Raw genomic sequence first — 13,057 nt, 5'->3', positions numbered from 1 at the left:
CATCAGTAGTTGAATATTCCACAAGCTTTGCGCGGGTGCCGGTGCGCGGCCCGTGCCCCCGGGCTTACGTTGGGCACCATGAGCAATCTGGAGCGCCGGGCGACCGTCACCACCTGCGGCGGCCGGCAGGACGTGGGCGCCGCACCGGTCCGTGAGCTGCTGAGCCCGCGCCGGGTGCGGCTCGGAGAGTCCACCGAGGTCCGCAGGCTGCTGCCCAACCTCGGCCGCCGCATGATCGGAGCCTGGGCCTTCATCGACCACTACGGCCCCGACGACATCGCAGACGAGCCCGGCATGCAGGTGCCGCCCCACCCGCACATGGGCCTGCAGACCGTCAGCTGGCTGCACGAGGGCGAGGTGCTGCACCGCGACAGCCTCGGCAGCCTGCAGACGATCCGCCCGCGCGAACTGGGCCTCATGACCTCGGGCAGGGCCATCTCCCACTCCGAGGAGAGCCCGCGGCAGCACGCGCGCCTGCTGCACGGCGCCCAGCTCTGGGTGGCGCTGCCCGACGCGCACCGCCATGTCGCACCGCACTTCGAGCACCACGCGGGACTCCCGACCGTCACCGCGCCGGGACTCGCCGCCACGGTGGTACTCGGCAGCCTCGACGGCGCCGCGTCGCCAGGCACCGTCTACAGCCCGCTGATGGGCGCAGACCTCACCCTCGCAGCGGGTACGGCGCAGCGCGTCCCCGTCGAGCCGGACTTCGAGTACGGCGTCCTCGCCATGGCGGGCGAGGCGGAGGCCGACGGGGTCACCGTGCTGCCGGGGTCGATGCTCTACCTCGGCGCGGGCCGCCGCGAACTGCCGCTGCGGGCCGCCACCGACGCGTCCCTGATGCTGCTGGGCGGCGAGCCCTTCGAGGAGAGGCTGCTGATGTGGTGGAACTTCGTCGGCAGGACCCAGGACGAGATCGCCCGGGCCCGCGAGGACTGGGTGGCGGGCGACCGCTTCGGCGAGGTCCACGGCTACGACGGCGCACGCCTGGACGCGCCCGCGCTGCCGTCCACCCCGCTCAAGGCGCGCGGCCGGGTCCGCTGAGCGCGCGCCCGGCCCGGCACGGCGCGGGGGACGGGCGCCCGGCGGCTCAGGCCGTACGGCGGTAGGCGGCGACCAGGCCCGCCGCGAGCACCGGGTCCACGACCGGCACCCCGAGCGCGGCCTCGAGGCGGCTCCTGACGCCGATGGAGGTCAGCCCCGTGCAGGCGAGGAGCAGGGTGTCGGCGCCGCGCTCCACCAGGCCCGCGGCCGCCGCCACCGCGGCTTCGGTGCCCTCGGGGGTGCGCAGGTCGCGGGTGCCGCGCACGCCCTCGGGCCGCGCCGACCCGGCGAGCCGGTTCCCGAGCAGCGCGGCCACGGCGGGCGGCGCCTCTGTGCGGATGCCCAGCACCCCGATGCGCCGCCCGAGCCCCAGGGCGACCGCTGCGGCGGCCGAGCCCGCGCCGACGACCGGTACGCGCACGGCCGCGCGCGTCTCGTCGAGCGCCGGGTCGGCGGCGCAGCTGATGACGATCGTGCCGACGCCCTCGGCGGCCAGTTCGCGGGCGAGCGCGACGATCTTGGGTTCGGCCGTCCGGTGGGTCGCGTCGTCGTGGATGCCGTCGGGCTGGCCGGGGATGCAGCGCGAGACGGTCGGGAAGCCGTAGCGCTCGGTCAGCAGCCGCCCGTGGTCGTCGACGAGGGCCGGGTCGTCGCTGGTGAGCACGCGGATCACCCCGACGGGCGCGGTGCGCTCCGCGGTGCCTGTCGCGGGGGCCTTGAGGGGGCGTGCTGTGGTCACGGGCGTCTCCTGAGTGCGGGCCGGGAACTCCGGCGTTCGGGTCGGGTTGCGGACGGGTGGGGAAGCGGGGCGGGTCAGCCGTGGGCGGCGACGGCCTCGCCCGCGGCCCTGACTGCGAGCGAGCGGGCGAGCAGGACGGGGCGGCCCGCGGCGCGCGCGGCGGCGCGCCGCATCTCCTCCGTGTAGCCGATGCAGTCGAGGACGAGCCAGCGGGCACCGGCCCCCACCAGCTCCCCCGCCGCCGCGGCGACCAGGCCGACCGCCTCGTCGCGCGGCGCGTACGGGTTTGCGCCCGCGGCGGTCACCCGGCCGGGCAGCAGCCTCGCCCAGCGCTCGCCCACGTCCCCTGCCTGGTCGTCGCGCGGGCAGACGAGCCCCACCGGGTCTTCGCCCACGAGGGCGGCCACGGCGTGCTGCACCAGCGGCTCCGCGTACAGCAGCGGCCGGGCGGAGCGCACGGAGGGGAAGTGCCCGGTGCACAGCACCAGGGTCGCCGCTGCCCCGTCCCGCTCGGCGCGCGCGACGGCGCGCTCGATCCTGGGCACGACGGCGCCGTGGCCGAGCACCACGGAGCGGCCGTCCCGCAGCCGCGAGACGAGGGGCGCCTCGCCGGGCTCGGGGGCCAGCGCGCTGCGGGTCCCCGCCTCCGCCGCCCCGGAGAAGTCCTCCTCGTCGAGTGCGCCGTGCTCGATCAGCCGCACGCCGGGCAGCAGCGGCTCCGCGTCGGGGCGCAGGTCGTCGCGGGGCGCCTGGCCGATCGTCACCAGGCCGAGCGCGGCACCCGGGCGCCGGCCACCCGCGGCCGCCGCGGCGGCCTGCTCCTGCTCGGGGTCGTGTGCGGTCTTCATCGGGGGGACCTCTCCTGGGATGGGCGGCGGGCGGCGCGGGCGCGCCGGGGCCGGCGGGGTGTCACAGGGCCTTCGTCAGCTGGCCCAGGTCGTTGAGCGAGCTGCCCGCCACAAGACCCGCGCCGACGAGGGACAGCTCGTTGTCGGCCTCCTCGTCACTGCGGCGCCGCTCGGCCGCGTCCCGCGCGCCGCGGCGGCGCCAGCGCACATAGCCGTAGCGGACGGCGAGGGCGCCGAGGACCATCCAGCCCGCCTGCGGCGTCGCCACCAGCAGACCGGTGGCGAGCAGCACGCCGAGCTGCCGGGACGAGCCGCCGATCAGCTGGATCAGCGCGCCGGGGATCGCCCACAGCAGCAGGGTGCGCATGACGTCCGGGTCGAGGCCCGTCGTGATGGTCGTGACGTACACCTTGGAGACCGGGGGGACGCGGCCGTCGGTGAAGAACGAGTGCCAGGCGACGGCGACCACGACGAGCGCCACGCCGAAGCCGAGCAGCTGGGCGATGTACTGCTGGCGCCGCCCGTCGAGCTCGAACGGCTGCCACGGCACGGCGTCCCTGCGCAGCAGCCAGCCCGCCTTGAAGTCGTAGCCGAGGTCGGCGAAGGCGGGCCCCGTGGAGGCCGTGTACCCCACGAGCAGCGCGAGCGGCACGGTGGGGATGTGCAGGAACAGGCCGACGATCAGCACGATCAGGGTCACCGCGAACGCGGGGAACCACCCCGAGTGCATCGCCGCGAGCCCCACGATCAGCTGGTGCGCCACGGCGGCCACCCCCGCGAGCGCCACCCAGCCGACCAGGGCGGCGGGCGCCATGCCGCCCATCAGCCCGCCGGTCAGGGCGACCACCAGCGCGCCGACGAGGAAGAGGCCCATCCCTTCGAGCAGGCCGCGGCGCAGCCGCCCGGTGCCGACCGTGGGTTCCGGCAGCCCGGCGGCGCCCGCCCCGGGAGCCGCGGGGGCGCCGTCCGCGCCCGCATCCTCCGCGCCCGCCCCGCTGCCCCGCGCGTCCGGCCGCTTCCCCCGGCCCCCGCGCATCAGTCGGATCGCCTGGCCGAGCGCGACGAGGCCCGCGCCGATCATCAGCCCGTGCGGCACGTGCGCCGCCGACAGGTCGGTGTGCAGCACGGTGGGCGCGTACTGGGCGACGAGGAGCCCGACGCCGAACATCAGCAGCGCCCAGATGTTGCCGAGGAACGCGACGCCCGCCGCGCTGGTCGGCAGCTTGAAGGCCGCGCCGACGAGGCCGACGAGCGCGCTGACGCCCAGCACGGCGGCCTTGCGCCCGCCCGAGTCGCCCGCCTTGATGGTCTCGGCCGCCGCGATCCCGGCGGGCCAGGCGTTGGAAGCGGGCAGCAGCCGGGAGTCGAAGACCCGGTAGAGCACCCAGCTGTCCACGGCGAGGCCGATGACGGCGCCGCCCAGCATCGGCCAGACCAGGTCGGTGCGGCCCAGGGCGAAGGGCACGGCGATCGGTGTCATCAGCGAGTTGGCCGCCGCGAAAGTGGACCCCGAGACCGCGGACTGCACGAGGTTCTGCCGGTGCGGCGAGCGCATGCCCCGCAGCACGCGCAGCGGCACGCGCCCGATGACCATCGCGACGAGCGCGCCGATCACGGCCGTGTTGGGCGAGACGCCGAGCGAGGTGATCAGCACGACGCCGATCAGCGCGCCGAGCACGGAGAGCAGGACGGTGAGCACGGCGGTGACCGGTTCGAGCGCGCGCGGGTGCCTGGGGGGCGGCGGCGCTCCGGGGTCGGCGGCGGCCGGCGGGCCGGTCGGGGCGGTGGGTCGCACGGGTGCCTCCTGGGCCTGGTCGGGGATGCGGGCGGATCGCGGGCGCCGCCCGCGGAGGAAGGTCCTGTGGCCGGACGGCGGACGCCACCCGGCCGGTCGCGGGACGGGAGAGCCCTCGCGGGCGGCCCCCTGCGTCAGCCGGCCGCCGCCTGGAGCCGGGTCATCGGCCCGTACAGCTCGACGAGCCGCTCGAACTCGGCCGGGTCGAGGAAGCGCGCCGCGCCCCGGCCGAACTCCTTCGCCGTCTCGACCGCGAAGCGCGCCGCCGCTGCGATGTCCGTCTCGTGGCTCGCGCCGGTCGCGCACCCGGCCACCGCGGTGCCCGCGGTGACGGCGAGCCCGACGACCGGCGCCGCGGTGGCGACCGCCGGCTGGAGCAGCGAGTTGATGTGGTGCACGCCGTTGCCGTACGGGGTGATGTCCTGCGTCGTCACCGCGAGGACCCTGGCCTGCTCCCCGGTGACCGTCTCCAGCACGGAGAGCAGGTCCTCGCTGACCCGCAGGATCCACCCCTGGCACACGGTCGGCGTCAGCGCCACGCCGCGGTGGCTGAGCAGCCGGTTGCCCTTGGTGGTGTCGATGGACACGATCGCGTCCATCGCGTCCGACACCTCCTCGCGGTTGCACGTCAGCACGTCGACGGGGGAGTCCATGAAGGGCACCGGGTCGTGCGGCCGGGTCGGCGCCCAGCCGCTGACGTGCGTGGAGACCACCACGTCGCCGTCGAGTACATCGCCCCGCGCGTGCATGTCGAGCAGCTTCGCCGCCGCGGCGAGGGCCGCCACCGCGCCGTCCGCGTCCGAGACCAGGCCGATCCGCTCGGGGCGCGCGCCCACGCCGCCGAGCCTGCCGAGGACGCCGAGCGTGGGCGCTTCACCGCCGGCGAGCCGGCCGCTGCTGCCGGGGACAGTCACCGAGACGAATTCCGTGGCGCCCTTCTCGCCCGAGACCTCCCGCACCTCGATCACCGGTTCGCCGCTGCCCGCCCTTACGCCCTTCGCCGCGTCGGGGACGCCCCCGGAACGGGCCGCCTCCGCGGTCTCGCGGCGGGCCGCGGCGAGCACGGAGCGCAGATGGGCGGCGAGCAGCTCGCCGCCGGTCTGGGGGCGGTCGAGGAGCCGGATGACATCGAGGACGTGCTGCAACAAGGGAAACGCCTTTCTGAGGAGCCGGACCCGACGGGTGCGGCCGCCGCGGTGGAACGGCCGGACGGACCGGTGCGCGCGCCGGACGGGGGAGGGTGCCCACCGCCCGCAGCCGCGCCGGGCACGGCCGCGGCCGCGGACCGCGCACACGGCCGCCGTACCGCGGACGACCGCTCTCCGGTTCGCCGGTGCGCCCAGAGTTCCCCGGACAGTGCGCTGAGCGCAATTATTTCCCGATATACGAGAACTGTTACGCTGCGCGTCATGTCCGACAACCGCCGCGCAACGTCAGGGCCGCCGCCGGTGGCCGCGCCTGCCTCGCGCCCGCCGCTCCAGACCGCCGACCGGCTGCTGAGCCTGCTCCAGTCGTTCGACCGCGACCGGCCGGAATGGGGCGTCTCCGACGTGGCGAAGGAGTTCGGCCTCGACAAGTCCGTCGCGCAGCGGCTGCTCGCCGCCCTCGCCTACCGCGGCTTCCTCGTCTCCGACCCGCGCTCCCGCCGCTACCGGCTCGGCCCCGCGGTGTGGGACCTGGCCAGGGGCTGGGAGCGCGACGGCGGGCTCGCGGGACTGGCGATGCCGGTCCTCCAGCGGCTGGCCGACGAGTCGGACGCGAGCGCGCTGTTCGCCGTGCCCGACGGCATCCACATGCGCTGCGTGGCGGCGGCGGACGGCGTGCACGGGCCGCTCAGGGTGCACGGCCTCGCGGGCGAGCTGTACCCGGCGCACGCGGGCGCCACCTCGCGCGCCTACTTCGGCATGCTCCCGCCCGACGACCGGGCCGCCCTGCTCTACAGCCGCCCCATGGGCCGCTTCGGCGGGCGCACGCTCACCGACCCCGCCGAACTGGAGGAGCGCTTCGCCGAGGTGCGCCGCGTCGGCTATGCGTACTCGGAGGGGGAGTACGACCCGGAGACCGCGGCGCTCGCCGCGCCCGTCGCGGTGGGCCGCCGCGCCGTGGGCACCCTCTCCGTCGTCGGCTCCCACGAGGCGCTGCGCAGCCGCCGCGCCGACCTGGTCGCCCCGCTGCTGCGCAGCGCGGCGGACCTCGGCAGACTGCTCACGCCGCGCAGGCCCCGCACGGTACGCGGCGGCGAGGCGCGCTGAGCCGTGCGCACACCACGCCGCGGCCCGCCCCCGCGCACCGCCACGCCCCTCCCCTCCGCACCACTAGCCCTCCGTACCACGAACCATCCGCACCACGGGACAAGGACGCCATGAAGCTGCTGCTGCTCTCCAACTCCACTGCCCCCGGCCGTCGTTACCTGGAGCACGCCAAGGAGGAGATCCGTGAGGTGCTCGACGGCGCCGCCGACCTCCTCTTCGTGCCGTACGCGCTGGCCGACCACGACGCGTACACCGCGCAGGTCGCCGCCGCGCTCGAACCGCTCGGCATCCGGGTCACCGGCGCCCACACGGCGGCCGATCCGGCGGCCGCGGTCCGCGAGGCGGGCGCCGTCTTCGTCGGCGGCGGCAACAGCTTCCGGCTCCTCAAGGCGCTGCACGCCCTCGGCCTCGTGGCCGCGATCCGGGAGCGGGCCGCGGCGGGCGCCCCCTACCTGGGGTCGAGCGCGGGCACCAACATGGCCTGCCCGACGCTGCGCACCACCAACGACATGCCGATCGTGCAGCCGCCGTCGTTCGACGCGCTCGCCCTGCTGCCGTTCCAGATCAACCCGCACTACCTGGACGCCGCACCGGACAGCGCCCACATGGGCGAGACCAGGGCGCAGCGGCTCGCGCAGTTCTTGGAGGAGAACGACGTGCCCGTGGTGGGCCTGCGGGAGGGCACCTGGCTGCGCCGCACGGACGGCCGGCTCACCCTCGGCGGCACCCCGGCGGGAGCGGTCGTCTTCCGGCGCGGCGCGCAGCCCGAGGAGGTGCCGACCGGGCACGACCTGAGCGAACTGCTCGCGTGCGAGGCGCACTTCGACCGTCGCTGAGGACGCGAGCGCCGTCCCCGGGGCACACGGTCCGGAGTGTGCGCGGGCCGGTGTGCACGCCCCCGGGGGGCGTCAGCCCGCGGCGAGCAGCGAGCGCGCCGTGTCGCCGAGGATCTCCAGCAGCTCCCGCAGCGGCGTCCCCGCCCCGGGGTCCGTGAGCGTCAGCGCGGTCACCCGGCGTGCGGGCGCCGGCGCCGCGAGCCGCACCACGGCGATGTCCTCGCGGTGCGGGAGCAGCGAGAGCGCGGGCGCGATGCTGACCCCCATCCCGGCGGCCACCAGGCCCTGGAGCGACTGGTAGTCGTCGGTCCTGAACGCGACGGCGGGCGTGAAACCGGCGGCGGCGCACATCGTCTCGTACGCCTCCGCGTACGGCGCGCGGTGGGCGCGCACCACCCAGCGCTCGTCGGCGAGTTCCGCGAGCGGGATCTCGTCCCGCCCGGCCAGTGGGTGGCCGAGGGGGAGGACCGCGCGCAGCGGGTCGTCCGGCAGGTGCCACTGGACGAGCGCCCGGCCCGCCGCCTGCGGGGAGAAGTCGTACTCCCAGGTCAGCACCGACTGGAAGAGGCCGTCCCGCAACCCGGCCTGCGGGTCGTCGGCGTGCACGGAGTTCAGCAGCACCCGCACGTCGGGGCGTTCGGCGCGGAAGGCGCGCAGCGCCTGCGGCAGCAGCTCGACCCCCGCGCTGGCGAACGCGCCGAGCCGGATCTCCCTGCTCCCCCCGGCGAACGACCTGATCTCCTCCTCCACGGTGGTGAGCCGCCCGAACAGGTCCCTGGCGTGCCCGGCGAGCGCGGCGCCCGCGGGGGTGAGCCGGACCCCGCGGGCCACCCGGCGCAGCAGCTGCACGTCCAGCTCCCGCTCCAGCGCCTGCACCTGCTGCGAGACGGCCGACTGGGTCAGGTAGAGGCGCTGCGCCGCGGCCGTGACGGAACCCTCCTCGGCGACGGCGAGGAAGATCTGCAGTCGGCGTACGTCGAGCACGCGGCCCCTCCCTTCCGCGCCGGCGCAGGGGCCACTCCATCATCGCCGGTCGGCGCGGGGCCCGACAGGGGGGCGGCGCACGGTCCGGCCGCGCCGGCGCGGCCAGGAGGGTCAGCCGCTCACACCAGGTGCGCGGCCCGCATCCTGGCGAACGACGCGACCTGCCCGCCGAGCGCGGCGAGCTGGCCCGCCACCTTGGGGTCGGTGCTCTCGCCGTCGGGGCCGAAGGGCTTGTCGGAGGAGTTGACGACGACACCCAGCGGCGTCGGCCAGCCGCGCAGCGCGTGCACGGTCGAGCGCAGCGAGGTCAGGGTGGTCGCGCCGGCCTGCCAGCCCGCCGTGGTCACGACGCAGCCCACCGCCTTGCCGTCGACGTAGGGGACCGGGTCGCCCGCGAGTTCCTGGAGGTAGTCGAGGGCGTTCTTGAGGAGGCCCGAGGTGCCGCCGTGGTAGCCGGGGCTCGCGATGACGATGCCGTCCGCCCGGCGCACCGCGTCGAGCAGCCGGTGCGCCCGCGCGGTCAGCGGCCGGTGGCCCGGGTCGTACATGGGCAGTTCGAGTTCCGTGGCCGTGATGACCTCCGTACGGGCGCCGTGCCCGGCGGCCGCACGCAGCGCGAGGCGGAGCGCCTGTTCCGAGGTGGAACCGGGGCGCAGCGTGCCGCCGAGTCCGAGCACGGTCGGGGTGCACGCGGTGTCCGTGAGGGTCGGTGTCCCGCTGGGGGCCAGGTCGTGGGTCATGTCGGTCCTCGTCATCCGTTCCGTCCTCGTCGTCCGTCCGGTGGTCAGCGTCCGGGTGTCCGGTGTCTTGCGGGTGGTCCGGCTTGTTCGGGTCGTGCGCGCCGCCCGCCGGACGGGCGCCGTGTCACACGGCGGCCGCGGCGGCGGGCTTCGGGGCGGGGGCGGCCGGGCCGATGCCCAGCGAGTCGCGCAGGGTGGTGTGTTCGTACTCCTCGTGGAACAGGCCGCGCCTGCGCAGCTCGGGCACGAGCAGGCCGACCACGTCGTGCAGGCCCGAGGGCAGCATGTCGACCATCAGGGTGAAGCCGTCGGCCGCGCCCGCCGCGAGGCGCTCCTGCATGTCGTCGGCGACCTCCTGCGCCGTGCCGACGACCTGGTGGTGGCCGCCGCCGTACTGGGCGATCAGCTCGCGGACCGTGAGGCCCTCGGTGACCGCGAGATTGACGATGCTGCGGCGGAAGCCGATGGAGCCCTTGAACTCCTCGTCGGGGCCGAGCAGATGGGCGGGGAACTTCTCGTCGAGCACCAGCGCCTCGACCGGCAGGCCGACCCGCTTGGCGAGCTTGCGCAGGTTCGGTCCTGTGCCGAAGACCTCGTCGAGGTGGTCCTTGCGCCGCTGCGCCTCGTCCTTGGTGCGCCCGAGCACCAGGGAGATGCCGGGCAGGATCTTGATGGAGTCGGGGTCGCGGCCGTAGGCGGCGGCGCGCTCGCGCATGTCCGTGCGGAAGTCGACGGCGTCCTGCAGGACGTGCTGTGCGGTGAAGACGACATCCGCGTACTTGGCCGCCTGGTCGCGCCCGCGCGGCGACGAGCCGGCCTGGAAGATCACCGGCCTGCCCTGCGGCGTACGGGGGAAGGGCAGCGGGCCGCGCACGGAGAAGTACGGGCCGGCGTGGTCGATCTCGTGGACGAGGTCCTCCCTGGCGAACACGCCGGACTCCTTGTCGCCGACGAGCGCGCCCTCCTCCCAGCTGTCCCACAGCCGCAGCACCACGTCGATGAACTCGTCGGCGCGCGCGTAGCGCTGCTCGTGGTCGAGGCTCTCGCCGCCGCCGAACTGCTCGACGACGGTGGGATTCTGGGTGGCGATGGAGTTCCAGCCGACCCGGCCGCCCGCGAGGTGGTCGAGCGTCGCGAACCGCCGCGCCAGGTCGTAGGGCTGGTTGTACGTGGTGGACGCGGTGCCGACCAGGCCGATGTGCTCGGTGACCCCGGCCATCAGCGCGAGCACGGTCGCGGTGTCGAGGGCGCCGCACGGCCGCTCGGTGCCGACCTCCTGGTTGGTCATCTGCTCGGCCAGGAACAGCGCGTGGAGGCCGCCCGACTCCGCGGTGCGGGCGATCTCCTTGTACATCGCCGCCGACAGGTAGTCGGACGCCGCGCCGTCCCGCGCCAGCCAGGCGCCGGTGTGCATGCCGAGTCCGTGCATGAGTGCGGCGGTCAGGATCATCAAGACCTCTTCCCTCGTGGGTCGTGGACGGCCGTGAGCCGCGGGGGCCAGGGCCTGTCACGGGCGTCCCGGCCGCGCTCGTACGGCCTTTGCGGACACGACGCTACGAGCACCGCGGGCACCTCACCAGGGACGGCTTTCTACTGCCACTGTTCAGCAGAACTGATGCATGGGAAACGGCCCGGCAGGGCAGCGGCCCTGCCGATGACCGGCGGGCCGGTCTCGAAAGCCCACTATAACTTAGGTAAGGTTTACCTTATGAGAATCAGGCTCGGCCGCATCCTCCCCGCCGCCGCCACGGCGCTCTGCCTGGCCCTCGCCGGATGTTCCGGCGGAGCGCGCGAGTCCCCTGGGGCCGCGGGCACCCCGTCCGCCTCCGGTGGCAGCGCGGCCTTCCCCGTCACCATCGGCTCGGCCGTGGGCAGCGCCACCCTCCCCGCACGCCCGAAGCGGGTGGTCACGATCGGCTGGGGGAGCCAGGACGTCGCGCTCGCCCTCGGCGTCGTGCCCGTGGGCATGCAGGACATGAGCGACAACACCGCTGACGGCTCCGGCATCCTGCCCTGGGACAAGCCGGAACTGAAGGGCGCGAAGCCGGAGTTGCTCAAGTACACCACCGGCGAGGTGCCGTACGAGCGGATCGCGGCGCTGCACCCCGACGCCGTCCTCGCGGTGGACTCGGGGCTCACGGCCGAGCAGTACGGGCAGCTCAACCACATCGCCCCTACGGTGGGTTACCCCGGCAAACCATGGCTGACCTCCTGGCAGGACCAGCTGCGCCTGGTCGGAAAGGCGCTGGGCAGGGCGCCGCAGGCCGCCGCGCTCGAACGCTCCACCGACCGGCTGATCGCCGGGGCGAAGGCGAAGCACCCGGAGTTCGCCGACCGCACCGTCGCCTTCGGCTCCGGCACCACCGCGGGCAGCTACAACCTCTACCTCGCCTCCGACTCCCGCGTGCAGCTGCTGCACCAGCTGGGCTTCTCCGTCTCGCCGAGCCTGCCCGCCACGGCCTCCTCGTTCGCCGCCCAGCTCAGCCTGGAGAAGCTGGACACGATCGACTCGGACGTCCTGGTCTCCTGGTACGCGGGCAAGCCCGTGCAGCGGAAGCTGGAGTCCAGTGCCCTGTTCCGCCGGATGCCCGCCGTGCGGCGCCACGGGTACGTGCCCCTGACCGACCCCGCGATGGTGTACGCGACGAGCGCCGTGTCCGTGCTCAGCCTGCCGTGGATGCTCGACCGGTATCTGCCCCTGCTGAGCGCCGCGGCGCAGGGGAAGGCATCCTGAGCGGCCGCGGCGGCTCCCCCGCGCGGGCGGCCGCCGCCGTCGCGGACGGCGGACTCCCCGCGCTCGCGGGGCCGGTCGCCGAGCTCGTCGACGAACTCGCCGCGGGCGCCCGGGTGCTCGGCTGGTCCGAGGGTGTCCACCTGCGCCGCGAGTACCTGGTCGCACGCAACGCCGTCCTCCGCCACCTCCTCGGGCACCACCGCGTCGCCGCGGTGGCCGCCGAGTCCCACTTCGGCCGCTCACGCGCCGCCGACGCCTACGCCCTCGGTGCCGGACCCGAGGAACCCCCGCGCGCCGCGGTCGGGGGCGTCTGGTCCTGGGCGCAGTCGGCGGCCCTCGCCGACAACCGGGCGCTCCTGCGGCTGCTGCGCCGGCACAACGCCGGCCGCGCACCGGCCGAGCGGGTGCGCTTCTACGGCCTGGAGATGTACGGCTCGGGGGCGGCGGAACCGGCGGACGGCGGCCCGGTTGCCGAGGAGCCGGCCGACCCCGGTGACGCGCGGCACGCCGCGTGGTTGCGCCGCAGGCTCGCCGAGCACCGCGCGGCGGGCGGGGACCACCGCGACCTGGCCGGACGCGACGCCGCGCAGTACGCCACCCTGTGCGAGGTCGCCCGCCGCCACCCCGAGGGGCTGATCCTCCTGTTCGAACAGGTCGAGCACCTCGACCCGCGCGTGCCGCACGCGCTCGGCGCCCGTCTGGCGCGCGGCGGCCTCGGCGTCTGCCGCACCGTCGGCGCCGTCTGGCGCGACGGCGACCCGTCGGTCGCCTACCCGCTGGGCCGCTACCGCGACCTGAGCCGCCGCATCGCGGAGCGTGCGGCCGCCGGCGGCCCCGGGCTGCTCGCCGCGCCGGGCGGCACCGCGCTTCTCGACCTGCGGCCGTGGCGCACCGCACGCCCCGCCTCCCCGGACGGCAGGGCGCCCGGCACCGGCGAGCCGCCGCGCGACGCGGTGTTCGCCGACGCCGCGGCGGCCTTCGACGCGGTCCTCTACGCGCCGTCCCTCACCCCGGCGGCGCGGATCGCACCATCTTGACGGGTACGCGACTCCCGTGGTCTCGTTGTGCATAGCTTTTGCTATTGC

12 protein-coding genes are annotated in these 13,057 nt (G+C 75.6%); 5 read left to right on the top strand and 7 right to left on the bottom strand.

Annotated features, from left to right (window positions below):
* The first annotated feature begins 78 nt into the window (after nt 1-78).
* A complete protein-coding gene (locus AB0910_RS00595; protein WP_366742268.1) occupies nt 79-1,044 on the top strand; it encodes a pirin family protein in 966 nt (321 codons plus the stop codon).
* Between the two features lie 46 nt (nt 1,045-1,090).
* Here the strand turns inward: AB0910_RS00595 and AB0910_RS00590 are convergent, their stop codons facing one another.
* From AB0910_RS00590 to AB0910_RS00575, 4 genes are all read right to left on the bottom strand, one after another.
* Nucleotides 1,091-1,783 carry an aspartate/glutamate racemase family protein gene (locus AB0910_RS00590; protein WP_366742267.1) on the bottom strand — a complete coding sequence of 231 codons (693 nt, stop codon included), beginning with the start codon at nt 1,781-1,783 and terminating at the stop codon, nt 1,091-1,093.
* Nucleotides 1,784-1,857: 74 nt separating this feature from the next.
* Nucleotides 1,858-2,631, bottom strand: a complete 774-nt coding sequence (locus tag AB0910_RS00585) for an AroM family protein (protein ID WP_366742266.1) — start codon at nt 2,629-2,631, stop codon at nt 1,858-1,860.
* 61 nt (nt 2,632-2,692) lie between these two features.
* Nucleotides 2,693-4,330: an OPT family oligopeptide transporter gene (locus AB0910_RS00580; RefSeq protein ID WP_366742720.1), complete on the bottom strand. Its 1,638-nt coding sequence runs from the start codon at nt 4,328-4,330 to the stop codon at nt 2,693-2,695.
* 230 nt (nt 4,331-4,560) lie between these two features.
* Nucleotides 4,561-5,574, bottom strand: coding sequence for a DUF1177 domain-containing protein (locus AB0910_RS00575; protein ID WP_366742265.1), 1,014 nt, complete (start codon nt 5,572-5,574; stop codon nt 4,561-4,563).
* 261 nt (nt 5,575-5,835) lie between these two features.
* Between AB0910_RS00575 and AB0910_RS00570 the strand changes: the two genes are divergently transcribed.
* The gene (locus AB0910_RS00570; protein WP_366742264.1) at nt 5,836-6,678 is read left to right on the top strand and encodes an IclR family transcriptional regulator; all 843 of its coding nucleotides are present in this window, start codon (nt 5,836-5,838) and stop codon (nt 6,676-6,678) included.
* A gap of 110 nt (nt 6,679-6,788) precedes the next feature.
* Nucleotides 6,789-7,514 (top strand): dipeptidase PepE, encoded by a 726-nt coding sequence (gene pepE, locus AB0910_RS00565; protein WP_366742263.1) that lies wholly within the window; start codon nt 6,789-6,791, stop codon nt 7,512-7,514.
* Nucleotides 7,515-7,586: 72 nt separating this feature from the next.
* Here the strand turns inward: pepE and AB0910_RS00560 are convergent, their stop codons facing one another.
* From AB0910_RS00560 to AB0910_RS00550, 3 genes are all read right to left on the bottom strand, one after another.
* Complete coding sequence (locus AB0910_RS00560; protein WP_366742262.1) at nt 7,587-8,498, bottom strand: LysR family transcriptional regulator; 912 nt, start codon at nt 8,496-8,498, stop codon at nt 7,587-7,589.
* 119 nt (nt 8,499-8,617) lie between these two features.
* Complete coding sequence (locus AB0910_RS00555; protein ID WP_366742261.1) at nt 8,618-9,253, bottom strand: NADPH-dependent FMN reductase; 636 nt, start codon at nt 9,251-9,253, stop codon at nt 8,618-8,620.
* Between the two features lie 109 nt (nt 9,254-9,362).
* The gene (locus tag AB0910_RS00550; protein WP_366742719.1) at nt 9,363-10,688 is read right to left on the bottom strand and encodes an NtaA/DmoA family FMN-dependent monooxygenase; all 1,326 of its coding nucleotides are present in this window, start codon (nt 10,686-10,688) and stop codon (nt 9,363-9,365) included.
* A 258-nt stretch (nt 10,689-10,946) separates the two neighbouring features.
* Here AB0910_RS00550 and AB0910_RS00545 point away from each other — a divergent pair, with 258 nt between their 5' ends.
* A complete protein-coding gene (locus AB0910_RS00545; RefSeq protein ID WP_366742260.1) occupies nt 10,947-11,972 on the top strand; it encodes an iron-siderophore ABC transporter substrate-binding protein in 1,026 nt (341 codons plus the stop codon).
* Entirely contained in the window at nt 11,912-13,009 is a 1,098-nt protein-coding gene (locus tag AB0910_RS00540; RefSeq protein ID WP_366742259.1) for an erythromycin esterase family protein, read from the top strand. The genes AB0910_RS00545 and AB0910_RS00540 overlap by 61 nt, the downstream gene beginning before the upstream one ends.
* Nucleotides 13,010-13,057: the final 48 nt, after the last annotated feature.

It is taken from the genome of Streptomyces sp. NPDC047002, from assembly GCF_040704505.1.
GTDB lineage: Bacteria > Actinomycetota > Actinomycetes > Streptomycetales > Streptomycetaceae > Streptomyces.
This window is presented reverse-complemented; position numbering and strand designations above follow the sequence as displayed.

Bases quoted from the DNA above. Each gene is read 5' to 3' on its own strand.
- AB0910_RS00595 (WP_366742268.1), top strand. From the start codon at position 79: ATGAGCAATCTGGAGCGCCGGGCGACCGTCACCACCTGCGGCGGCCGG.
- AB0910_RS00585 (WP_366742266.1), bottom strand. From the start codon at position 2,631: ATGAAGACCGCACACGACCCCGAGCAGGAGCAGGCCGCCGCGGCGGCC.
- AB0910_RS00570 (WP_366742264.1), top strand. From the start codon at position 5,836: ATGTCCGACAACCGCCGCGCAACGTCAGGGCCGCCGCCGGTGGCCGCG.
- pepE (WP_366742263.1), top strand. From the start codon at position 6,789: ATGAAGCTGCTGCTGCTCTCCAACTCCACTGCCCCCGGCCGTCGTTAC.
- AB0910_RS00555 (WP_366742261.1), bottom strand. From the start codon at position 9,253: ATGACGAGGACCGACATGACCCACGACCTGGCCCCCAGCGGGACACCG.
- AB0910_RS00550 (WP_366742719.1), bottom strand. From the start codon at position 10,688: ATGATCCTGACCGCCGCACTCATGCACGGACTCGGCATGCACACCGGC.
- AB0910_RS00545 (WP_366742260.1), top strand. From the start codon at position 10,947: ATGAGAATCAGGCTCGGCCGCATCCTCCCCGCCGCCGCCACGGCGCTC.